General features: G+C 70.7%; 20 protein-coding genes. 11 read left to right on the top strand and 9 right to left on the bottom strand.

The genetic code is table 11. The features are described from left to right. Positions 1 to 139: 139 nt before the first annotated feature. Positions 140 to 1,255 (top strand): glycerate kinase, encoded by a 1,116-nt coding sequence (locus ABZ267_RS30580; protein WP_356753172.1) that lies wholly within the window; start codon positions 140 to 142, stop codon positions 1,253 to 1,255. Between the two features lie 367 nt (positions 1,256 to 1,622). On the opposite strand, the gene ABZ267_RS30575 is transcribed toward ABZ267_RS30580, so the two are convergent. Beyond that, positions 1,623 to 2,012, bottom strand: coding sequence for a helix-turn-helix domain-containing protein (locus ABZ267_RS30575; RefSeq protein WP_356753139.1), 390 nt, complete (start codon positions 2,010 to 2,012; stop codon positions 1,623 to 1,625). 317 nt (positions 2,013 to 2,329) lie between these two features. Here ABZ267_RS30575 and ABZ267_RS30570 point away from each other — a divergent pair, with 317 nt between their 5' ends. The 6 genes from ABZ267_RS30570 to ABZ267_RS30545 all read left to right on the top strand — a co-directional run bounded on the left by ABZ267_RS30570 (position 2,330) and on the right by ABZ267_RS30545 (position 8,238). Beyond that, complete coding sequence (locus ABZ267_RS30570; protein WP_356753137.1) at positions 2,330 to 3,127, top strand: ABC transporter ATP-binding protein; 798 nt, start codon at positions 2,330 to 2,332, stop codon at positions 3,125 to 3,127. Further along, positions 3,115 to 3,924, top strand: a complete 810-nt coding sequence (locus tag ABZ267_RS30565) for an ABC transporter ATP-binding protein (RefSeq protein WP_356753135.1) — start codon at positions 3,115 to 3,117, stop codon at positions 3,922 to 3,924. The genes ABZ267_RS30570 and ABZ267_RS30565 overlap by 13 nt, the downstream gene beginning before the upstream one ends. Then, positions 3,921 to 4,811: a branched-chain amino acid ABC transporter permease gene (locus tag ABZ267_RS30560; RefSeq protein WP_356753133.1), complete on the top strand. Its 891-nt coding sequence runs from the start codon at positions 3,921 to 3,923 to the stop codon at positions 4,809 to 4,811. The genes ABZ267_RS30565 and ABZ267_RS30560 overlap by 4 nt, the downstream gene beginning before the upstream one ends. Continuing rightward, entirely contained in the window at positions 4,804 to 5,988 is a 1,185-nt protein-coding gene (locus tag ABZ267_RS30555; protein ID WP_356753132.1) for a branched-chain amino acid ABC transporter permease, read from the top strand. The genes ABZ267_RS30560 and ABZ267_RS30555 overlap by 8 nt, the downstream gene beginning before the upstream one ends. Beyond that, positions 5,985 to 7,235 (top strand): ABC transporter substrate-binding protein, encoded by a 1,251-nt coding sequence (locus tag ABZ267_RS30550; protein ID WP_356753130.1) that lies wholly within the window; start codon positions 5,985 to 5,987, stop codon positions 7,233 to 7,235. The genes ABZ267_RS30555 and ABZ267_RS30550 overlap by 4 nt, the downstream gene beginning before the upstream one ends. 553 nt (positions 7,236 to 7,788) lie before the next feature. Beyond that, complete coding sequence (locus tag ABZ267_RS30545; RefSeq protein ID WP_356753128.1) at positions 7,789 to 8,238, top strand: hypothetical protein; 450 nt, start codon at positions 7,789 to 7,791, stop codon at positions 8,236 to 8,238. A 29-nt stretch (positions 8,239 to 8,267) separates the two neighbouring features. Here ABZ267_RS30545 and ABZ267_RS30540 read toward each other — a convergent pair whose 3' ends face one another. After that, positions 8,268 to 10,424, bottom strand: coding sequence for a bifunctional serine/threonine-protein kinase/ABC transporter substrate-binding protein (locus ABZ267_RS30540; protein WP_356753126.1), 2,157 nt, complete (start codon positions 10,422 to 10,424; stop codon positions 8,268 to 8,270). A gap of 54 nt (positions 10,425 to 10,478) precedes the next feature. Then, positions 10,479 to 11,327 carry a hypothetical protein gene (locus ABZ267_RS30535; protein ID WP_356753124.1) on the bottom strand — a complete coding sequence of 283 codons (849 nt, stop codon included), beginning with the start codon at positions 11,325 to 11,327 and terminating at the stop codon, positions 10,479 to 10,481. A gap of 430 nt (positions 11,328 to 11,757) precedes the next feature. Here ABZ267_RS30535 and ABZ267_RS30530 point away from each other — a divergent pair, with 430 nt between their 5' ends. The 4 genes from ABZ267_RS30530 (at position 11,758) to ABZ267_RS30515 (ending at position 15,200) form a co-directional block, all read left to right on the top strand. Then, positions 11,758 to 12,939, top strand: a complete 1,182-nt coding sequence (locus ABZ267_RS30530; protein ID WP_356753122.1) for a hypothetical protein — start codon at positions 11,758 to 11,760, stop codon at positions 12,937 to 12,939. 10 nt (positions 12,940 to 12,949) lie between these two features. Beyond that, positions 12,950 to 13,570 (top strand): DUF1796 family putative cysteine peptidase, encoded by a 621-nt coding sequence (locus ABZ267_RS30525; RefSeq protein WP_356753120.1) that lies wholly within the window; start codon positions 12,950 to 12,952, stop codon positions 13,568 to 13,570. Positions 13,571 to 13,591: 21 nt separating this feature from the next. Continuing rightward, positions 13,592 to 14,338, top strand: a complete 747-nt coding sequence (locus ABZ267_RS30520) for a PIG-L family deacetylase (protein WP_356753118.1) — start codon at positions 13,592 to 13,594, stop codon at positions 14,336 to 14,338. 85 nt (positions 14,339 to 14,423) lie between these two features. After that, positions 14,424 to 15,200, top strand: a complete 777-nt coding sequence (locus tag ABZ267_RS30515; RefSeq protein WP_356753116.1) for a SpoIIE family protein phosphatase — start codon at positions 14,424 to 14,426, stop codon at positions 15,198 to 15,200. On the opposite strand, the gene pssA is transcribed toward ABZ267_RS30515, so the two are convergent. The 6 genes from pssA to ABZ267_RS30485 form a co-directional block, all read right to left on the bottom strand. Next, a complete protein-coding gene (gene pssA, locus ABZ267_RS30510) occupies positions 15,148 to 16,008 on the bottom strand; it encodes a CDP-diacylglycerol--serine O-phosphatidyltransferase (RefSeq protein ID WP_030571980.1) in 861 nt (286 codons plus the stop codon). The two genes, ABZ267_RS30515 and pssA, sit on opposite strands and share 53 nt — an antisense overlap. Continuing rightward, positions 15,995 to 16,639 carry a phosphatidylserine decarboxylase gene (locus tag ABZ267_RS30505; protein WP_356753114.1) on the bottom strand — a complete coding sequence of 215 codons (645 nt, stop codon included), beginning with the start codon at positions 16,637 to 16,639 and terminating at the stop codon, positions 15,995 to 15,997. The genes pssA and ABZ267_RS30505 overlap by 14 nt, the downstream gene beginning before the upstream one ends. 180 nt (positions 16,640 to 16,819) lie before the next feature. Next, entirely contained in the window at positions 16,820 to 18,025 is a 1,206-nt protein-coding gene (locus ABZ267_RS30500) for an acyl-CoA dehydrogenase family protein (protein WP_356753112.1), read from the bottom strand. A 36-nt stretch (positions 18,026 to 18,061) separates the two neighbouring features. After that, positions 18,062 to 18,571, bottom strand: a complete 510-nt coding sequence (locus ABZ267_RS30495; protein WP_356753110.1) for a MaoC family dehydratase — start codon at positions 18,569 to 18,571, stop codon at positions 18,062 to 18,064. 2 nt (positions 18,572 to 18,573) lie between these two features. Further along, positions 18,574 to 19,548 carry a CoA ester lyase gene (locus tag ABZ267_RS30490; protein ID WP_356753108.1) on the bottom strand — a complete coding sequence of 325 codons (975 nt, stop codon included), beginning with the start codon at positions 19,546 to 19,548 and terminating at the stop codon, positions 18,574 to 18,576. Further along, positions 19,545 to 21,557: a protein meaA gene (locus ABZ267_RS30485; protein ID WP_356753106.1), complete on the bottom strand. Its 2,013-nt coding sequence runs from the start codon at positions 21,555 to 21,557 to the stop codon at positions 19,545 to 19,547. Before ABZ267_RS30485 ends, ABZ267_RS30490 begins: the two co-directional genes overlap by 4 nt. Between the last annotated feature and the right edge of the window lie 8 nt (positions 21,558 to 21,565).

Below are 21,565 nucleotides of genomic sequence, written 5' to 3'. Positions count from 1 at the left end.
CCGACAGCGTAGTGGGGGAGGGGCGGGCGGGACGGGCCGTTCCGGACGGCCATGGGCAGATCAGGGGGCGTGCGGATAGGGTCGGGGCGGCGCGACTCTGTTCGAAGGCAAGGGATGCAAGGTGACGGACGGAGCAGATGTGGAGACCGCCCGCGTGCTCGTCGCGGCGGACAAGTTCAAGGGCTCGCTCACGGCCGTACAGGTCGCGGAGCGGGTGACGGCCGGGCTGCGGCGCGTCGTCCCCGGCGTACAGGTGGAGACCCTGCCCGTCGCGGACGGCGGCGACGGCACGGTCGCGGCGGCGGTGGCCGCCGGGTTCGAGCGGCGCGAGGCGCGGGTGACCGGACCCCTCGGGGACCCGGTGACGGCGGCGTACGCGCTGCGGGACTCCACCGCCGTGGTGGAGATGGCCGAGGCCTCGGGCCTCCAGCACCTGCCCGACGGCGTGTTCGCCCCGCTCACGGCCACCACGTACGGCTCGGGCGAGCTGCTGGCGGCCGCGCTGGACGCCGGGGCGACGACCATCGTGTTCGGGGTCGGCGGCAGCGCCACCACGGACGGCGGCGCGGGCATGCTGGCCGCGCTCGGGGCCCGGTTCCTGGACGCGGACGGCAAGCCCGTCGGCCCCGGCGGCGGGGCACTGGCCGAGCTGGCCGAGGCCGACCTGTCCGGGCTCGACCCACGGCTGAAGGACGTGGACCTGGTCCTGGCCAGCGATGTGGACAACCCGCTGACCGGGCCCAAGGGCGCACCCGAGGTGTACGGACGGCAGAAGGGCGCGAGCGAGGAGGACATCGCGGTCCTCGACGCGGCCCTGAACCACTACGCCTCCATCCTCGGGCCGGAGACGGCGGCGCTGCCCGGCGCCGGTGCGGCCGGCGGCATCGGGTACGGAGCGCTCGTCGGGCTCGGCGCCCGCTTCCGGCCCGGCATCGAGGTCATGCTCGACGTCCTCGGCTTCGCGCCCGCACTCGCCCGCGCCACGCTGGTCATCACCGGCGAGGGCTCGCTGGACGAGCAGACCCTGCACGGCAAGGCCCCGGCCGGGGTCGCCTCGGCCGCCCGGGATGCCGGGATCGAGGTCGTCGCGGTCTGCGGCCGCCTCGCGCTGTCCCAGGAGGCCCTGAGCGGGGCGGGCATCGCGCGCGCCTACGCCCTGGCCGAGCTGGAACCGGACCCGGCACGCTCGATGGCCGAGGCCGGACCGCTGTTGGAGCGGGTGGCCGAGTCGATCGCGCGGGACTTCCTGAGCTGACGACGGAGCGGGGCCGGTCGTACGGGGACGTACGCCCGGCCCTTTTCCGTCTCCTCTTGCCGCTGCTGGTACGGAGGCGGGCCGATGACCGGTGTCCGCGCCTGGATGCCGTACGGGCACGGGTGCGAGCCGCCAGGCCGTACGGGCAGGTGCCGAGGGCGTACGGCTGCGGCCCGGTTCCGTACGGGCAGGTGCCGACGCCGTACGACGACGGCCCGACACCGTTCGAGCCCATGCGGATGCCGTACGACTACGGCCCCACGCCGTACGAGCCCTTGCCGATGCGTACGACCACGGCCCCACGCCGTACGAGCCCGTGTTGACGCCGTACGGTCCCGGGCCGACGCCCACGGACGGCCTCAGCGGTTCAGCCTTTCCCGGCCGCCGACAACCGCAGCGCGTCCAGCGCCAGCACCGTCTCGACCAGTTCGTGCGGATGCGACAGCGACCGTGAGGTGAGGTGTTCCAGTCGCCGCAGCCGGTTGAACACCGTGTTCCGGTGGCACCGCAGCCGTACCGCCGTCCGTCCCACCGAGCCTCCGCACTCCAGCCACGCCTCCAACGTCCCTACCAGCAGCGCCCGTTCCGCCGGGGCCAGCGCCAGCAGCGGGCCGAACACCTCCGCGAGCAGCCGCGCGGAGAGTTCCGGCGCGCTCGCCACCAGAGCCGCCGACCACCGGTCCACCGGCGCCACGGCCTCCCGCGCCTCCAGATCCTCGGTCGGCTTCCGCTCCCCGGCCCGCGTCTCCCGCCGCATCCCCGCCTCCGTCCGCCGGACCGGCGACCGCCGCCTCTCGCTGCTGCCGGGGCAGCCGACGGGACACCGCCTCGGAGGCGGCCACCGGGGCCGGTCTCGCCGGTGACCGATGAGGATGCCACCGGCCGCGCGGGCCGGAGCCCGCCCGTCGCCCCGTCTGTGCGCGTGCACAACGAGGCCCTTCGATCGCTGGTCACCCGCATCGACTCCGCCCCACGCCGTGGACGCGCGCTCCGGCCGGTGCTGGTCTGTGGCACCACACGAAGCCACATCCCGACAGATGAGCACGACACGAGAAGGCGGAAGGAGGAGGACGCATGGCAACGCTAGAGATCCGCGCACTGTCCGTCGGCTACGGCCCGGTCCGCGCGCTGCGCGACATCTCCGTCGATGTGCCGGACGGCGCGATCACCGCCGTACTCGGCGGAAACGGCGCGGGCAAGACCACGCTGCTGCGGGCCGTATCGCGGACCCTCGGCTTCCACCGCGGCACGGGCACCGGCACCATCCGGTTCGACGGCCGGCCCCTGGAGGGGCTGCGGCCCGCCCAGGTGGTGGCCGAGGGCGTGGTCCAGGTACCGGAGGGCCGACAGGTCTTCGCCCGGATGACGGTGGCCGACAACCTGCGCGCGGGCGCACTCGGCGCGCGCGGCGGACGCAAGCAGACGAGCGCCGCGCTGGCCCGCGTCCACGCGCTGTTCCCGGTCCTCTCCGACCGCGCGCACCAGCGGGCCGGACTGCTCTCCGGCGGTGAGCAGCAGATGCTGGCCATGGGCCGCGCCCTGATGGCCGGGCCCCGGCTGCTCCTGCTGGACGAGCCCTCGCTCGGCCTCGCGCCGCTGATGGCGGCCAGGATCGCGGAGACCGTGCAGGAGATCAACGCGAGCGGCACCTCCGTCATGCTCGTCGAGCAGAACGCCGCCATCGCGCTGCGCCTGGCCTCGACGGCGTACGTCCTCGATGTCGGCGAGGTCGCCCTGCACGGGCCCGCCGATGAACTCGCCGCCTCCGACGAGGTGCGCCGCCGCTATCTCGGCGTGGTCGACGAGGAGGCCGCCGCCGACGCGGACGTGGCGTCCCGCAGCCGGCGCACCCTGAGCAGGTGGTCCGCGTGACGACCGCACCGGCACCCGCGACCGGCACCACCACGGCCGCGCTCACCGTCACCGATGTGACCGTACGCTTCGCCGGCCTCACCGCCCTCGACGCCGTCTCCTTCACCGTGGAGCCCGGCAGTGTGCACGCCGTCATCGGCCCCAACGGCGCGGGTAAGTCCACCTGTTTCAACGTCCTCTCCGGCGTCTACCGCGCCTCCGCCGGCACCGTCCACCTCGGCACCACCGAGCTCACCGGACTCGCGCCGCACGCCATCGCCGCTCTCGGCGTCGCCCGCACCTTCCAGAACATCGCGCTCCCGCCGCACGCCACCGTCGCCGACAGCCTGCTCCTCGGCCGCCACCGGCTCACCCGCTCCGGCTTCCTCGCCACCGGCCTCCGGCTGCCGTCCGCCGCGCGTGAGGAGCGGCGCCACCTGGACCGGGTCCGCGAGATCGCCGCATTCATCGGTTTGGAGGCGGCGTTGGGCCGGCCGGCGGGCTCACTCCCGTACGGACAGCAGAAGCTCGTCGAGCTCGGCCGCGCCCTGTGCATGGAGCCGCGGGTCCTGCTCCTGGACGAGCCGATCGCCGGGATGACCGCCGACGAACGCCGCCGTACCGCGGCCGTCGTCGCCGACGTCCGCGACAGCCTCGGCATCTCCATCGTGCTGGTAGAGCACGACATGGGCGTGGTGATGCGGCTGGCGGACGCGGTGACCGTACTCGACTTCGGACGCAGGATCGCGGGCGGCACACCCGCCGAGGTCCAGAACGATCCGGCCGTCGTCCAGGCCTACTTGGGAGCACCGGAATGACCACGTTCATCGAACTTCTCCTCGGCGGCCTGTCGATCGGTTCGGTCTACGCACTGATCGCGCTCGGCTTCGTCGTCATCTTCAAGGCCACCGAGGTCGTCAACTTCGCCCACGCCTCACTGCTGTTGGCGGGCGGTTACGTGACCGCCGTGCTCCACGACGACATCGGGTTCTGGCCCGCGCTGTTCGTCGGGATCGCCGGAGCGGCGACGGTCGGCGCGGCCATCGAGTTCTTCGTGATGCGCCGTTACCGAGGCAGCGACCACAGCGTCCTGGCCATCGTCACCATCGGCGTCGACATCCTCCTTATCACCGAACTCACCCGCCGCATGGGCACGGACGTCCTCGCGCTCGGCGACCCGTGGGGCAACGAGGTGGTCCAGATCGGCGGGATCACCTTGGCCCAGACGAGGATCGCCGCGTTCCTCGCCGCCGGGCTGCTGATCACGGTCTTCCTGCTGGCCTTCCGCTACACCTCGTGGGGCGTCTCCATGCGGGCCGCCACCGAGAACCCGCAGACCGCCGCACTCATGGGCGTCAAGCTCGGCAGGGTCTCGCTCGCCGCCTGGGCCGTCGCCGGAGCGCTCGCCGCCGTCGCCGCGCTCTTCCTCACCGTCTTCCCGACCCCCGGCCTGGAACGCGCCACCTCGCTCGCCGCACTCAAGGCGTTTCCGGCCGCCATCCTCGGCGGACTCGACTCCACCACCGGGGCATTGGCCGGCGGACTCATCGTCGGCGTCACCGAGTCGCTCGCCACCGGATACCAGAGCGACCTCTCCTTCCTCGGGCGAGGCATCGGCGATCTGGCGCCCTACCTGGTGATGGTCGCGGTCCTGCTCATCCGGCCGGCCGGACTCTTCGGCACGAAGGAGCTGGCCCGTGTCTGACACCACCGCCGAAGCCGCGCCCGAGGCGACAACCACGCCCACGCCCCCACCTGTGGGCGCTTCGAGCTTCACCGAGCGGCTGCGCCGACCTCGTACGTACGCCGTTCTCATCGCCTCCGTCCTGCTCCTCGCGCTCCCGTTCTACCTGGACCGCTTCTGGCTCCAGGCCGGACTGTTCGCCATGGCGGCGGCGATCGGTGCCATCGGGCTCAACATGCTCACCGGCGCCACCGGCCAACTCTCCATGGGTCACGCCTTCTTCCTCGCCGTCGGCGCGTACGGCTACTGCATCCTGGCGGGGGAGAGCAGTACCGAGAACGGCCACGCCCTGACCGGCCTCGGGCTGCCCACCTGGCTGGCCGCGATCCTCGCCGTGGCGCTGGCGGGCACCGCAGGCGGGCTGTTCAATCCGATCGCCGGACGGCTGCGCGGTGCGTACCTCGGTATCGCGACGCTCGCGCTGATCTTCATCGGGCAGCACGTCCTGTTCAACGCGGGCTCGCTGACCGGTGGTTACAACGGCCGGGAGGTACCGCCGCTGTCGCTCTTCGGGTTCACCTTCGACGACACCGATGTCGTTGTCGCCGCCGTGCCGTTCGGCTCCTCGGAGAAGCTCTGGTACGTGGGCCTGGCCGCGCTGCTGCTCAGCGCCTTGTTCGCGCGCGGCATCCTGCGCGGCAGGCCGGGCCGGGCGATGAACGCCATCCGCGACCACCGGATCGCGGCGGGCGTCATGGGCGTACCGGTGGCGCGCTACCGGGCCGGCGTCTTCGTCCTGTCGTCCATGTACGCGGGCCTCGCGGGCGTCCTGCTCGCGCTGGTCTTCCAGCGGACCGTGCCCGAGTACTTCGGCATGATCCTGTCGCTCGAATACCTCGCCATGATCGTGATCGGCGGGCTCGGCAGCGTCGCGGGGGCCGTCGTCGGCGCCTTCTTCGTCTCGCTGCTCCCGCAGGTGCTCACGCACTACAGCGACTCCCTCCCGCTGGTCTCCGCCCCCGGTACGGGCGGTCTGGCACCCGGTGAGGCGTCCCGCTATCTGTACGGCGCCGCGGTGGTCGCGGTGGTCCTGTTCCTGCCCGGCGGCCTCGCCCGCCTCGGCCTCGCACGCCCGCGCCTCGGCGCCGGGCGCATGCGTCGCGTCACGCGTCCGAAGAAATCAGGGGAGAAGAAATGAAACTCAGAGCGCTCACGGCCGTGGTCGCGGCCCTCACCGTCACCCTCGTCGGGTGCAGCGGCAAGGCGACCGAAGGAAAGGGCGACGGGCAGGACGAGGGTGGGATCAAGACCGGGCCCGGAGTCTCCTCCTCCACCATCTCGCTCGGTGTCCTCACCGACATGACCGGCGTGTACGCCTCGCTCGGCAAGAGCGTCACCCAGGCGCAGCAGCTGTGGGTGAAGCAGATCAACGCCAAGGGCGGTATCTGCGACCGGAAGATCGAACTGACCGTACGGGACCACGGCTACGACCCGCAGAAGGCCATCGCCGGCTACACCGAGCTGGAACCGAAGGTGCTCGGCTTCGCGCAGTTCATCGGCTCGCCGTTCGTCGCCGCCGTCGAGCAGCGGATCGACGGCAAGGACAAGGGACTTGTGCTGCCGCAGGCATGGTCGGCCAACCTGCTCGGCTCGCCGTACATCCGCGTCGTCGGCGCCACGTACGACGTCGAGACCATCAACCTGATCGACCACCTGCTCAAGGAGAAGCGGATCGCCAAGGGCGACAAGATCGGTCACGTGTACTTCGAGGGCGACTACGGCGAGAACGCGCTCACCGGCTCCAAGCACGCTGCCAGGGAAGCCGGGTTGACCGTCGTCGAGCAGAAGATCAAGCCGACCGACAACGACATGACGGCCCAGGTCGCCGCGCTCAAGCAGGCCGGAGTGAAGGCCGTCGTCGTCAGCGCCGGTCCACGCCAGGCGGCCTCGCTCGTCGGCGTCGCGGCGGCCACCGGCTTCAACGTCCCCGTCGTCGGCAACAACTCCGCCTACGCACCGCAGCTGTTGAAGACCCAGGCGGGCCCGGCCCTGCTGAAGGACTACTACATCGCCTCCTCCACACTGCCCATCGGCGACCCCGGAGACGGCCCGTCGCTGCTGGCGAAGGAGTACGCCTCGCAGTACCCGAACGACGTCCTCGACAACGGCGTCGTCGCGGGCTGGACGGCGGCTTCCATCTTCGGCGAGGCGCTGGACAAGGCGTGCGACAACAAGGACCTCACCCGCGAGGGCGTCGACAAGGCGCTGCTCACGATCAAGGGGTACGGAACGGAGTTCGGCGTCACACACGACTTCTCCGACCCGGCGGCGCCGTCCACCCGCGAGAGCGTCATCATGAAGCCGGACGCCACGGTCCCCGGCGGGCTGAAGGTCATCAGCCCGGCGTCGGTCTCCGAGGCGGCGAAGTCGTTCACGATGAAGTGACGCGTTGAGCAACGGGGTCGGGCCCGGCCGGTGACGGCCGGGCCCAACCCCGTGTCCAAGAGGTGCCGACCGGGAAATCCGGTCGCGACGGACGCTCTCGGCACCGAGGCGATGCGGCGGGAATCGCGCCGCCCGGCCTCAGACCGTCTCGGCCACGAGGTCCTTCAGGTACGGCCCGTAGCCTTCACGCCCCGGCGCCCACGGAGAACGCTCTGTCGGCATGGTCGTCTCTGAGATCCTCACCAGGCTCGGGCGACTGAAATCGCAGACAAAGCAAGAGTGTCTTTCTCGCAAAAAACGGGCACATGTGCTTACTTCGCGCCTGCGGTCAGCCTAGCAGCAAGAAAGGATTCGGCGTCGACCCGTCCGGATACCGTCACCGGAACCGATCCGCCTCGTAGTCAGCCGAGTTCGGCCGGGAGGCGCCCCTTTGACGCGAGCAGCTGCCACGCGTCATCCACAATAGCGTCCGGAGCCGCGCCACTGTCCAGTATGTGGAACTGCCGCATCTCCGGCAGGGACTTATATCCGTCACGCAATCGACCACCATCATGTGGTTCTCCTGATCGAGCAAGGGCTCGATGTCGAGCAGCTCACGCCATTTCAGGAGTGCCCCCATGAACTGCGTACTGTCGGCGCCGAACATGTCGAACCTGTCGTAATGACCCTCTTCCCGCGCAAGGGTGTCGAGAGCGTCGCGTACGGACCCAACACTGCGATTCAGGTGCAGCGAGGTTCCCACTCCATGAGCGTTCAGGCATTCGATGAGGAGATTTGCGGCCGTCGCCTTTCCCGAACCGTCGATACCCTAGAAAGCGACCAGAGTGGCGCACTTGCGGATCGGCTGAGGCATGGTCAGCTCCTTTCGTCGGTGAAAGATATCCCGAAGGCGGGCGGCGACGTGTTGCCATGCCTCTCCCAGTCCCGCAGTTCGACCGCGTTGCCGTGCACGATCCCGCGGCACACCTCCGGCGACAGGCGCCCCATCTGCCATGGCACGTGAGGGCGTTTACCACGAGAGGTTCACCCTGCTCAGACCTCGCGCCCGTCCATCCCGATGTACCGGAAACGTCCCCGCTCCACGCGGTAGATGAAGACCCCGGTGCCGGTGTACATCCCGTTGGCGGCCTCGAACGCATAGCTCTTGGACACGCCCTTGTACCGCGTCGACCGCAGCACCGGCAGCATGTCCTGCCGCGTCACGCGCTCCCGGCCCATCCCTTCCGCACAGGCCGCGATCAGCCCGACCGCGTCGTACGCCTCGGCGGCCAGCAGCGGCGGCGCGCTGTCGAAGCGCTTGCGGTACGCGGTGGCGAAGGCGTGCACGGAAGGTACGGAGGCGGGGTCGGCGGCCGTCGACACGACCAGCCACCCCGCCGCGTCCTCACCCGCCTCCGCCAGGAACCGGGGATCGTGCACGGCCTGGGTGCCGATCTTCGGCCCCAGGAACCCCGCCTTCGCCAGCGCCCGCGCGAACCGTCCGGCATCCCGCCACCCGCCTCCGTACACCACCGCCCCCGGCTTCTTCGCGGCGATCCGCTCCGCCTCGGCGTATAGATCGGCCGTGCCTTCCCGGACCGTCTCCGCGAGGACCGTCCGCCCGTTGCCCCGCAGCCCCGCGTCCAGGAACCGCGTGGTCTGGCGGCCGTACTCGGTCCCGTCGTCCACCAGCGCCACGGTGTCGATCTCGTACGCGCCCAGGAACTGCGCCACCGGCAGCATCTGCATGTCGTTGCGCGGCCGGGCGCAGAGGAAGATCCGGTTCAGGTTCCGGGTGTCGCCGTCCACCACGCTGAGCAGCGGCAGCGCCGCCTCGTCGTACGCCACCAGCGCCTCGCGCGCCGCCTCCGCGCCGGTCGCTCCGATCGCCGCCACCAGCAGCGGGTCCTCGGCGAACCGACGCACCGCCGCCTTCGCCTTCTCCTCCACGCCGCCGTCGTCGGCCACCACCAGGCGCAGCGTGAACGGAGCGTCCTTGCGGGCGTTGTGCTGCTCGACCGCCAGCAGTGCCGCCTGCTCCTGGCCGTTGCCGGTGGCCGCCGACGGGCCGCTGAGGTCGGCCTGGAGCCCGATGCGCAGCTCGGGCCGGACGGCCGCCTTGTCGCCTTCCCCTTCGCCGCCCGGGTCCTTCTCGTCGCCGAACGCCGTGGCCAGCCACGCGGTGGTCCCGCCCGCCGCCGCGAGGACCGCGCCGCCGGTGACGTACGCGAGGAACCTCCGGCGCCCGGAGGAGCGCGGGACGGCCGTGGTGTCCCGGCTCGCGGCGCCGGTCTCCACCGTGGAACCGGCGTCCAGGCTGGTCGCCTCGATGTCGGGCAGGGCCAGCATCCGCGCCGAGCGTTCGGCGATGAGGTGGGTCACCGGAGCGGGCAGCCAGCTGCCGCCCGACGCGTCCTCGGCGAACGCACGCCGGATGTCACCTGCGGTCGGCCGCCCTTCCGGCTCCTTCGACAGGCACGCCTCCACCACCGGCCGCAGCCCCGGCGGCAGCGCGCCGAGGTCCGCCGGGTCGTGCACCGTACGGAAGAGCATCGCCTCGACCGGGCCGCTGCCGAACGGCCGCCCGCCGGTCGCCGCGTACACCAGGACACAGCCCAGCGAGAAGATGTCGCTCGACGGTCCGATCCGCCGGCCCTGCGCCTGCTCCGGCGAGAGGAAGCCCGGCGAGCCGACGATGGCGTCCGTCGCCGTGAGGACCGTGTCGTCCAGAGCGCGCGCGATGCCGAAGTCGATCAGCCGAGGCCCGTCGAGGCCGAGCAGCACGTTGCCGGGTTTCACGTCCCGGTGGACGAGTCCCGCGCCGTGGACGGCCTCCAGCGCCTCCGCCAGCATCGAGCCGAGCGCCCGCACACTGCGCTCCGGCAGCGGAGCACCGCCACCCACCGCCTCGCTCAGCGGCGGACCCGGCACGAACTCGGTGGCCAGCCACGGCGCGGCCGCCTCCGTATCGGCGTCGACCACCGGCACCGCCCACCGGTTGCGCACCTGACGGGCGATCGCCACCTCACGCCGGAACCGGGTGCGGAACCCGGCGTCGTCCGCGTACTCGGCGCGGATCAGCTTGATGGCCACCAGCGCACCGCCGGGCGACCGTCCCAGCAGGACCACACCCATGCCTCCGGCGCCGAGCCGGCCGAGGATGCGGTACCCGGCGATGCGCGCCGGATCGGTGGAGCGGAGCGGTTCCATCAGCGGTTACGTCCCTGCGTCGTGATCGTGTCGTCCGTCCGGAGCGCTCCGGGCCTACTTCAGTTGCAGCTCGACCCGGTACAGCACCTTGGCGCCGCCCTCGGCCGCGATCCGCAGCAGGTCGGCGTTCTGATAGCCCTTGGCGCCCTTGACCGAGACGGCCGTCGTCACCGGACCGATCCGGGACTTGGACCACACGTAGTCCTGCGTGCCGTCCGAACCGGGACCGGTGTACTTGCCGGCCTCGAAGAGCGAGGCGTCCGCGTTGCGCACGTCCTTCTGGTCGAACTGGAGCGACATCAGCCCGCTCAGCCGCTGTCCGCCGCCCAACTCCTGCGCCGGGCAGCGGAAGCTCTCCTGGACCGTGTCCTTGATCTCCCGGTCGGCATCCTCGACGGTCCTGTGCACCGTCACGGTCACCGACCCCTTCACCCGCCCCTTGCCGTCCTGGGCCGGGATGTCGAGCTGGCGGGTGAAGGAGTCCAGCACGCCGTCAGGCAGCGCGCTCCGGCTCCAGACACAGGAATCGGCCAGCACGGTCCAGGTCCCGGCGGTCTCGTACGGCGTCCCGCGCACCATGCCGGCCGTCCAGTCGGCTTCACCGAGAGCGGCGTTACGCGTCAGCCTGCGGGCCTCGGCCGCCGTCTTCGGGACCCGGTCCGGAGCGGGTGTGAAGTCGTACGCGCTCGGCAGCGCGCCCGGCTCCGTGGACTCCCGCGGCTTCTTCGGTCCCGGCGACCCGGAAGGCCCCGCGGACCCGTCGGCCTGCCGCACCGAGGCGGACGGCTTGGGATCCGGGTCGTCCCCGGCCTTCGAGCCCGCGCTTCCGCAGCCCGCGAGCAGTACGCCCGCCGCCGCGACCGCCACCGCGCGTACCGCGCCGAACCTGTGCTTCGCCATCATCGGACCCCCGTCGTCCCCCTGCTCCGCGTTCCGACCGGGTCGTCGGAGCGTCGGATGCGAGGTGATTCTAGAAGCCCGGCGCGCCGGGTTGACGGGAACCCCGTACTCATCCTCCTGCCGGAACTTCTCAGCCACCGGGAGGTGTTCACCTCTGGTGAGGCGAAGCGAGACATGGTAGGCGCGTGGGCCGGTGGCTGAAATCAGGTGCTGGTGCGCGGACGGCAGCCCCGTACGGCAGGCGCGGTATCGGGACGTCGGACGCCCCGTAACCGCCGTGTACGGGTTCCGTGTTCGGCGGAAAATTGGTCTGGACCACCTGAACCGGAGGTGGTTGGCTCGACTCCGGACGACGGGCCGCCGAGGCGCGGCCCGTTCCGTTCAGGTCCGCGTATCCGCTGCTTGCCCGCGTCCCGCTGAGGAGATCCATCCCTTGATCGACATCGTGGCCGTACTCAGGGCCGAGGACGCCGTACTCGACTTCCTCTCCGTGCTCGCCGACTCCGGACCGGCCGGTCGGCAGGAGCAGGACCGCGAGGTCCACATCCTGTTCGGCGACACCGCCGAACACCTGGTGCTCCCGGCGGACCTGCCGCTCACCGAGCGCCTCGCCACCGTCGCCCGGCACGTCCGGCCGGTCGACGAGAGCGCCGCATCGCCCGGGCCGGAGGCGCTGGCCGCACTGATCGAGGCCGCGGCCCGAGGCACCGAGGCCCGGCTCTGGACCCACTCGCCCGCCGACACCCGGCGCACCAGAGGCCGCCTCGGCCGGGACGCCGCCGCTGCCGTCGGCCCGGGCGGGCCGGCCGTTCTGCACGCCGTCGGCCACTCGCCGTACCTCCAGTTCATCAGCGACCTCGACCGGCCGCTGGACCGGGCCGAGGCCGGTGCCAAGCTCGCCTTCGTCAACCGGCACTGCGGCCACCTGCTGCGTACCGGGTCCGCCGAGTACGTCGTACAGACCGGGCGCGTCCATGCCACCGAGCGGTTCTTCGGGGCCGGCTCGGCGGAGGAGCGCGAGCGGCTGTTCGCGCTGCTGGCCAGCCTGGACGAGGACGCGGCCACCGTGGCCGACCCGTGGGAGTTCGCCACCTCCGCGTACGAGGCCGAGCGGCTGGACGCCACCGTGGCGTGGATCGCCGGCCACTGTCCGCCCGGCAGCGGCCCTCTGGTCGAGGTCGGTGCCTGCGAAGGGGCGCTCACCACGCGGCTCGCGGAGAAGGGCTTCACCGTCCACGCGACCGAACCCAATCCGGCCTTCCGCCGACGCCTGACCGAGCGGGTCGCGGACACCGCCCGCGTCCGGCCCGACTCGCTGGAGGCGCTGGCCGCCGGCCAGGCGCTGCCCGGAGCGGCCTACCTCCTGATCGAGATGCTCTACTACGGCCAGGACCTGGCCCTGCTGGACCGCCTCCCGGCCGACCTGGTCTTCGTCGCCCTCGAACCCGAGACGCTCGCCACCCGGCTGACCCCGTGGCTGGAGTCGGCCGCGCACTGGGAGAAGGCGGACGAGATCCCGCTCGTCGCCCCGGCGCTGGAGACGGTCTGCGGCGGCCGCGCCTACCTCGGCAAACGCGGCAGCGTCGGCGTCCTGCTGCGGCGCACCGGCGCCTGAGGCGTCCGCCATGTACGACGTCTGCGTCGGGCTCGGCTACCACTGCGAGTCCACCCACCAGCTCCGCCGCATCACCGGCCAGGACCGGGCCCACTTCTTCGACTGGCTCGACCTCGACCTCGTCGCCGTACGGAAGACCATCGCGGCCGACTTCGCCGATGTCCTGCGGCCCGGCCTCTGCGAGCCCTTCAGCAACGGCCTCTGCGTACGGGACCGAGGATCGAACATCCGCTTCTTCCACGACTTCCACGCTCCGGAAGGCGCTCCGCTGAACCCTGACATCGTTGCCGAGCAGTATCCGAGGGTCCGGGAGAAGTTCGCGTACCTCGCCGACCGCTGGCGGACGCTGACGGCGTCCCGCTCACGGGTCCTGTACGTGCACCACGACGCGTTCGACGAGAGCGGCGCCGACGACCTGGCGGCCCTGCACCACCTCCTGCGCTCCCGCTACCCGCACCACGCTTTCGACCTGCTCTGGCTGCGCCGTACGCCACCGGAGACCACCGCCGCACTCCCGTCCGGCGTCAGGTGGGGCACCGTCGCCGCGCAGCCCGGCCGCTGGGAAGGCGACGACGCGGCCTGGGACACCGCTCTCGCCGCCCTGGACATCCCCAGAGCTTCCGCATCCTGACCCGCTTCCTCCGGAGGAACCGTGCCCGTACCGCCCCCTTGGCGCACCCTCGTCGTCTCACCGCACTTCGACGACGCCGCGCTTTCCCTCGCCGGGCTCCTGCCCACCCTGCCCGGGCCGCTCGCGATCGTCACCGTCCACGGCGGTCCGCCGCCGCCCGGCGCCGCCGTCTCCTGGTGGGACTCCGTCTGCGGCTTCACCACCGCCGCCGAGGCCCACCGGGTCCGCAGCGCCGAGGACGCCCGCGCCTGCGCGCTCATGGGCGCCGAGCAGCTCCTGATCGACCACCCCGACGGCCCGTACGTCACCGACGGCGACGGACCCGACGCGCTCGACGCCCTCCTCCGTACGCTCGCTCCCACCACCCGCGTCCTCGTCCCGCTCGGCACCAACCAGCCCGACCACGAGGCCGTACGCCTCCACGCCGAACGCGTCCTGGCCGCCGCCGGCGCTCCCGCTCCCCGGGTCTACGCCGACCTGCCCTACACCGGCCACCTGCCGGAGTGGGGCACGCCCGAGGCGTCCGGAGCGCTGGCCGCCAGCCAGAAGTGGGGGACCGCCTACCAGGAGCTCACCCGCCGCCACCGGGTCACCGTCGAGCACGAGCTGGTGCTCTCCGACGAGCAGTGGGCCGCCAAACGCGCGGCGGTCCTCAGCCACGCCTCGCAGCTCGCCGCCCTCTCCCCGGACCACGGCACCTTCCTCGCCCGCTCCGGCCCTCTGCGCGCCGAACTGATCTGGAGCCTGGAGCCGCACCGCGGAGAGTGAGGCCGCACGCGCGGAGCCTGCGGAGGAGCGGCCGGATGGAAAGGTGGATTCCGGTAAGCGCGGCAGCTCGGCGACAGGGGACCTCATGGCCGACGAATTCCACCCGCTCTCCTCGCGGCGCGTCCCCTGGGCCCTGGCCGTGCTCGCGCTGGTCGGCGGCTTCCTGCTGAACCTCCTGGCGCCTCGCCCGTACACGGGCCTTCCGCTGCTGGCGGCGGCCGGTCTGGTGGCCGGCGCGATGCTCTCCTTCCGGGCGGCGGCGGTGGTCGCGGGCATCGCCTGCGCGGTGACCCTGGCGCTCGACCTGCACCATGGCCGGCCCGTCGACGCGATCTACGTCGACCTGGCGGTGGTGGGCCTGATCGGCGCGCTGGCCCTCGTGGTGAACCCGCTCCTCGCCCGCCAGGTACGGGATCCGGCGCAGGCCCGGGGCGTCGCGGAGGCGGTGCAGCTGGCCGTGCTGCCGGACCCGCCGACGGCGGTCGGCCCGCCGGCGGTGGCGGCGAGCTACACGGCGGCCCAGACCGAGGCCCGGATCGGCGGAGACCTCTACGCCGTCCAGGACACTCCGTTCGGGCCCCGCCTGATGATCGGGGACGTCCGGGGCAAAGGGCTCCAGGCCATCGCGGCGGTCGCCGTCGCCATCGGGGCCTTCCGCCACGAGGACGAGTACGCGCCGATCCTGCCCGAGCTGGCCCGGCGGCTCGACGAGGCGCTCGCGCGGGAGGCGGCACGGGCAGGAGGAGAACGCACGAAGGCCCGGATGCCGGGGAGCATCCGGGCCTTCGCCCTGTTCTGTGTCCGTACCGCTACGGGAGCTGTGCCGCCCGCGCCTCGCGCCGGTTGTCACGGAACGTGTTGACCCGTCGCGCCGTGGCGAAGAGCGGGATCACCGCACCGAGGACGACCTGGAGCGCACAGCCGGTCTGGAGCAGCAGCTGACCGCCCGGCGCGTCGAACGCCCACGCCGCGAGCAGCCCCATCGCACCGACGATCCAGCTGAGCATCGCCACCGCGAGGATGCCCCGCGGCTTCGGGTACTCGACCCGGCTCACCATCAGCCACGCCACCCCGATGATCGCGAGGAGCGTCGGGACGAACGGCAGCTCCAGGAGCACGATCGAGACGACCGTCAACGCTCCGAAGGGGCTCGGCATGCCCTGGAACATGCCGTCCTTCAAGGTCACACAGGAGAATCTCGCCAGCCTGAGCACCACCGCCAGCAGCACCACGATCGCCGCCAGCGCCGACACCCGCTGGTGGGCGTCGTCCGCGACCATCCCGTACACGAGCACGAAGTAGGCCGGAGCGAGCCCGAAGCTGATGAGGTCGGAGAGGTTGTCCAGCTCGGCACCCATCGGCGAGGAGCGCAGCTTGCGCGCCACGAGCCCGTCGAAGAGGTCGAAGATCGCCGCCATCAGCATGAGGATCACGGCGGTGGCCGCCGAGTGACGGGCCATGCCCGTCTCCTCGCTGCCCGTGAGGTGCGGGATGAGGATCCCGGTGGTGGTGAAGTACACCGCCATGAATCCGCACGTGGCATTACCGAGAGTGAGCGTGTCCGCTATCGACAGCCGCATCGAGAGCGGCATGTCCTCCGCGTCCGTGTCGCTCGCCTCACCGGCCTCCGGAACCCAGTCGGCCTGGGTATCGGGATCAACTACGGTCAATTCGAGTCACCCCCGCGGTAGTGGCCTGGCCGACCTCGACCGCGACATCGATACCTTCCGGAAGGTAGATGTCGACGCGCGAGCCGAAGCGGATCAGGCCGATGCGCTCGCCCTGCTCCACCTTCGTGCCCTGCGGGAGGTACGGCACGATCCGACGGGCGACCGCTCCCGCGATCTGCACCATCTCGATGTCGCCGAGCTCGGTGTCGAAGTGCCAGACAACGCGCTCGTTGTTCTCGCTCTCCTTGTTGAACGCCGGAACGAACCCGCCCGGGATGTGCTCGACCGACGTCACGGTGCCCGCCAGCGGCGCGCGGTTGACGTGGACGTTGAGCGGGCTCATGAAGATCGCGACCCGGGTGCGCCCGTCCTTCCACGGCATGATGCTCTGCACCACACCGTCGGCCGGCGAGATGATCCGGCCTTCGGCGATCTCGCGCTCGGGGTCACGGAAGAACCACAGCATGCCCGCCGCGAGCGCGGTGGTGGGCACGGCCGCTGCAGCCCAGCGCCCGGACTTGCGGGCGCGGACCAGGCTGAGGGCCGCGGTGGCGACGGTCGGGAGGAGCCACGGCGATGCTCCGCGTGCGATGCGGACCCCGCCGCGGGCGGAGATAGGGCTGTCGGGCATGAATGACCTTCGTAGCGGATGATGCCGCGCTGGCAACGGGGGACGGCGGCTTTCCGAAGATGCTATCGGTTGCCGGGCGCAACTGGGCAAGCCAGCAGCCGAGTCGGACTGTCGGACGACCCCCGCCGAGGGTGACCCGGTGTGATGTTCTTCGCCACCAAATCACCCGGAAGAGGACAATCAGCCCTGGAATCGGTACTCCTCCAAGAGGCGCCGGCCAATGATCATTTTCTGGATCTCGGCGGTACCTTCACCGATCAGCAGCATCGGGGCCTCACGGTAGAGGCGCTCGATCTCGTACTCCTTGGAGAAGCCGTAACCGCCGTGGATACGGAAGGCGTCCTCGACGACTTCCTTGCAGTACTCGGAGGCGAGGTACTTCGCCATCCCTGCCTCCAGGTCATTGCGTTCCCCGGAGTCCTTTTTGCGTGCCGCGTTCACCATCATCGCATGGGCGGCCTCGACCTTGGTGGCCATTTCGGCCAATTTGAACTGGATCGCCTGGTGCTGCGCGATCGGCTTGCCGAAGGTGTGGCGCTGCTGGGCGTACGAAACACCCAGCTCGAATGCACGCTGTGCGACGCCGCAACCCCGCGCCGCAACATTTACCCGCCCGACCTCGACACCGTCCATCATTTGGTAAAACCCTCGGCCGGTGGTGCCGCCGAGGACACGATTGGCCGGAATGCGCAGGTCGTCCATGATGAGCTCGGTCGTGTCGACGCCCTTGTAGCCCATCTTGTCGATCTTTCCGGGGATGGTCAGGCCGGGCCGGACCTCTCCGAAGCCGGACTCCTTCTCGATGAGGAAGGTCGTCATCGATTTGTGTGGCGCGGTGCCCTCGGGGTGGCCTTCGTCACTTCGGCAGAGAACGGCCACCAGCGTGGACGTTCCGCCGTTCGTCAGCCACATCTTCTGGCCGTTGAGAACGTATTCGTCGCCGTCCTTGACGCCCTTGGAGGAGATCGCCGAGACATCGGAGCCGAGCGCCGGCTCCGACATCGAGAAGGCGCCCCGCACCTCGCCGAGCGCCATCCGCGGCAGGAACGTGTCCTTCTGCTCCTGGGTGCCGTGCTGCTTGAGCATGTAGGCCACGATGAAATGCGTGTTGATGATCCCGGACACGCTCATCCAGCCGCGCGCGATCTCCTCCACGCACAGCGCGTAGGTGAGCAGCGACTCTCCCAGACCCCCGTACTCCTCGGGGATCATCAGCCCGAACAGGCCGAGTTCCTTGAGCCCCTCCACGATTTCCGTGGGGTACTCGTCGCGGTGCTCCAGCCGGGTCGCGACCGGAATGATCTCCTTGTCGACGAAATCCCGGACCGTGGAAAGGATTTCCCGCTGGATGTCGTTCAGACCGGCTGTCTGGGCGAGTCGCGTCATGGCTGCTTCTCCTGTGGCTTCACGCGGGTTGGTTGATCACGCCTGGATGGCGGGCGTCGGGCGGCCCGGCTGCTCGCCGCCGCGCTCCTTGATGTACGTCTCGGTGGGGACCATCACCTTGCGGCGGAACACGCAGACCACGGTGCCGTCCTGCTTGTAGCCCTTGGTCTCCACGTACACGATCCCGCGGTCGTTCTTGGACTTCGACGGGGTCTTGTCCAGCACGGTCGTCTCGCCGTAGATCGTGTCGCCGTGGAAGGTCGGCGCGATGTGCTTGAGCGATTCGACCTCCAGGTTGGCGATGGCCTTTCCGGAGACGTCCGGCACCGACATGCCGAGCAGCAGCGAGTAGATGTAGTTGCCGACGACGACGTTCTTCCCGAAGTCGGTCGTCTTCTCCGCGTAGTTGCTGTCCATGTGCAGCGGGTGGTGATTCATGGTCAGCAGGCAGAAGAGGTGGTCGTCGTATTCGGTGACCGTCTTTCCGGGCCAGTGCTTGTAGACGGCACCGACCTCGAACTCCTCAAAAGTGCGTCCGAACTGCATGATCAGGCCTCCGGGGCTTCGAACTTGGAGGTGCGCTGCATTCCGGCGGCCCGGCCCTTGCCCGCGATGACCAGCGCCATCTTGCGGCTGGCCTCGTCGATCATCTCGTCGCCGAGCATCGCGGAGCCCTTCTTGCCGCCCTCCTCGGAGGTGCACCAGTCGTAGGCGTCGAGGATCAGCTCGGCGTGGTCGTAGTCCTCCTGCGAGGGCGAGAACACCTCGTTGGCGGCGTCGACCTGGCCCGGGTGGAGCACCCACTTGCCGTCGAAGCCGAGGGCGGCGGCGCGGCCGGCCACCTCGCGGTAGGCGTCCACGTCGCGGATCTGGAGGAACGGGCCGTCGATCGCCTGGAGGTCGTGCGCACGGGCCGCCATCAGGATGCGCATCAGGATGTAGTGGTAGGCGTCCGCCGGGTAGCCGGGCGGCTGCTGGCCGACGACCAGGGTCTTCATGTTGATGGAGGCCATGAAGTCGGCCGGGCCGAAGATCAGCGTCTCCAGACGCGGCGAGGCGGCGGCGATCTCGTCGATGTTCACCAGGCCCTTGGCGTTCTCGATCTGCGCCTCGATGCCGATCTTCCCGACCTCGAAGCCCATCGTCTTCTCGATCTGGGTCAGCAGCAGGTCCAGCGCCACGACCTGCTGGGCGTCCTGGACCTTCGGCAGCATGATGCAGTCGAGGTTGGGTCCCGCGCCTTCGACGACCGTGATGACGTCCCGGTACGTCCAGTGCGTCGTCCAGTCGTTGACCCGCACGACCCGGGTCTTGCCGCTCCAGTCACCGTTGTTCAGCGCGTCCACGATGGTGTGGCGGGCGCCTTCCTTGGCGAGCGGCGCGCAGGCGTCCTCCAGGTCCAGGAAGACCTGGTCGGCCGGGAGGCCCTGGGCCTTCTCCAGGAAGCGCGGGTTGGAACCCGGCACGGCCAGACACGAACGCCGGGGGCGCAGCCGGTTCACGGGTGTGGTGGGCGTGGTCATGCGGAGACCTCCAGAGGGTCGAGCTTGTTCGCTTTCCGGATCTCGTCGACGATACGGCCGATGATCTCCGTGATGCCGAAGTCCTTCGGGGTGAAGACGGCGGCCACACCGGCTTCGATGAGCGCGGCGGCGTCGGCCGGCGGGATGATGCCGCCCGCGATCACCGGGATGTCCGGAGCCCCGGCCTCGCGCAGCCGGTGCAGCACGTCGGGCACCAGCTCCGCGTGCGAGCCGGAGAGGATCGACAGGCCCACGCAGTGCACGTCCTCGGCGAGCGCCGCGTCGGTGATCTGCTCCGGGGTCAGCCGGATCCCCTGGTAGACCACCTCGAAGCCGGCGTCACGGGCTCGTACGGCGATCTGCTCGGCCCCGTTGGAGTGCCCGTCCAGGCCCGGCTTGCCGACCAGCAGGCGCAGCCGTCCGACGCCGAGGTCGGCGGCGGTACGGGTGACCTTCTCGCGGACCAGCGCGAGCGTGCTGCCCGGCTCGGCGGTGACCGCGACCGGGGCCGAGGAGACCCCGGTCGGCGCGCGGAACTCGCCGTACACGTCCCGCAGCGCCCAGGACCACTCGCCGGTGGTGACGCCCGCGCGGGCGCACTCGACGGTGGCTTCCATCATGTTCTCGGTGCCCGCGGCGGCCTTCTTCAGCGCGGCCAGCGCCTCCGTCGCGCGGGCCTCGTCGCGGTTGTCGCGCCACTCGTGGAGCGCCGCGACGACCCGCGCCTCGTTCGCCGGGTCGACGGTCATGATCGCGCCGTCCAGGTCGGAGGTGAGCGGGTTGGGCTCGGTCGTCTCGTAGATGTTGACGCCGACGATCTTCTCCTCACCGCCCTCGATCCGGGCCCGCCGCGCCGCGTGCGAGGAGACCAGCTCCGACTTGAGGTAGCCGGACTCGACGGCCGCCATCGCGCCGCCCATCTGCTGGATCCGGTCGATCTCCGCCAGCGACTCCTCGACCAGGGACTCCACCTTGGCCTCGATGACGTGCGAACCGGCGAAGATGTCCTCGTACTCCAGCAGATCGCTCTCGTGCGCCAGCACCTGCTGGATCCGCAGCGACCACTGCTGGTCCCAGGGCCGGGGCAGGCCCAGCGCCTCGTTCCAGGCCGGCAGCTGCACGGCGCGGGCGCGGGCGTCCTTGGAGAGCGTGACGGCCAGCATCTCCAGGACGATGCGCTGGACGTTGTTCTCCGGCTGCGCCTCGGTCAGGCCGAGCGAGTTGACCTGGACGCCGTAGCGGAAGCGGCGCTGCTTGGCATCGGTGATGCCGTACCGCTCACGCGTGACGCGGTCCCAGATGCGGCCGAAGGCGCGCATCTTGCACATCTCCTCGATGAAGCGGACGCCCGCGTTCACGAAGAACGAGATCCGGGCGACCACGTCACCGAACTTCTCCTCGGGCACCTGGCCCGAGTCGCGGACCGCGTCGAGCACCGCGATGGCGGTCGACATGGCGTACGCGATCTCCTGGACCGGGGTGGCCCCCGCCTCCTGGAGGTGGTAGCTGCAGATGTTGATCGGGTTCCACTTGGGGATGCGGTTGACCGTGTACGTGATCATGTCGGTGGTCAGCCGCAGCGAGGGCACCGGCGGGAAGACGTGCGTCCCGCGCGAGAGGTACTCCTTCACGATGTCGTTCTGCGTGGTCCCCTGGAGCTTGTCGGGGTCGGCCCCCTGCTCCTCCGCGACCACCTGGTAGAGCGCCAGCAGCCACATGGCGGTCGCGTTGATCGTCATCGAGGTGTTCATCTGCTCCAGGGGGATGTCCTGGAACAGCCGGCGCATGTCACCGAGGTGCGAGACGGGCACACCGACACGGCCCACCTCGCCGCGGGCGAGAATGTGGTCCGGGTCGTATCCGGTCTGCGTCGGCAGATCGAAGGCGACCGAGAGACCCGTCTGGCCCTTGGCGAGGTTGCGGCGGTACAGCTCGTTGGACGCCTCGGCGGTCGAGTGACCGGCGTACGTCCGCATGAGCCAGGGCCGGTCCTTCTGACGTTCGGTCATGGGAGAAC

Source organism: Streptomyces sp. NPDC006174, assembly GCF_040614075.1.
GTDB lineage: Bacteria > Actinomycetota > Actinomycetes > Streptomycetales > Streptomycetaceae > Streptomyces.
This window is presented reverse-complemented; position numbering and strand designations above follow the sequence as displayed.

Excerpts from the sequence above, each read along its gene's own strand:
- ABZ267_RS30525 (WP_356753120.1), top strand. The coding sequence starts at position 12,950 with ATGTACGACGTCTGCGTCGGGCTCGGCTACCACTGCGAGTCCACCCAC.
- ABZ267_RS30495 (WP_356753110.1), bottom strand. The coding sequence starts at position 18,571 with ATGCAGTTCGGACGCACTTTTGAGGAGTTCGAGGTCGGTGCCGTCTAC.
- ABZ267_RS30490 (WP_356753108.1), bottom strand. The coding sequence starts at position 19,548 with ATGACCACGCCCACCACACCCGTGAACCGGCTGCGCCCCCGGCGTTCG.
- ABZ267_RS30560 (WP_356753133.1), top strand. The coding sequence starts at position 3,921 with ATGACCACGTTCATCGAACTTCTCCTCGGCGGCCTGTCGATCGGTTCG.
- ABZ267_RS30570 (WP_356753137.1), top strand. The coding sequence starts at position 2,330 with ATGGCAACGCTAGAGATCCGCGCACTGTCCGTCGGCTACGGCCCGGTC.
- ABZ267_RS30505 (WP_356753114.1), bottom strand. The coding sequence starts at position 16,639 with ATGCCCGACAGCCCTATCTCCGCCCGCGGCGGGGTCCGCATCGCACGC.
- ABZ267_RS30540 (WP_356753126.1), bottom strand. The coding sequence starts at position 10,424 with ATGGAACCGCTCCGCTCCACCGATCCGGCGCGCATCGCCGGGTACCGC.
- ABZ267_RS30575 (WP_356753139.1), bottom strand. The coding sequence starts at position 2,012 with ATGCGGCGGGAGACGCGGGCCGGGGAGCGGAAGCCGACCGAGGATCTG.
- ABZ267_RS30535 (WP_356753124.1), bottom strand. The coding sequence starts at position 11,327 with ATGATGGCGAAGCACAGGTTCGGCGCGGTACGCGCGGTGGCGGTCGCG.
- ABZ267_RS30515 (WP_356753116.1), top strand. The coding sequence starts at position 14,424 with ATGGCCGACGAATTCCACCCGCTCTCCTCGCGGCGCGTCCCCTGGGCC.
- ABZ267_RS30550 (WP_356753130.1), top strand. The coding sequence starts at position 5,985 with ATGAAACTCAGAGCGCTCACGGCCGTGGTCGCGGCCCTCACCGTCACC.
- ABZ267_RS30500 (WP_356753112.1), bottom strand. The coding sequence starts at position 18,025 with ATGACGCGACTCGCCCAGACAGCCGGTCTGAACGACATCCAGCGGGAA.
- ABZ267_RS30485 (WP_356753106.1), bottom strand. The coding sequence starts at position 21,557 with ATGACCGAACGTCAGAAGGACCGGCCCTGGCTCATGCGGACGTACGCC.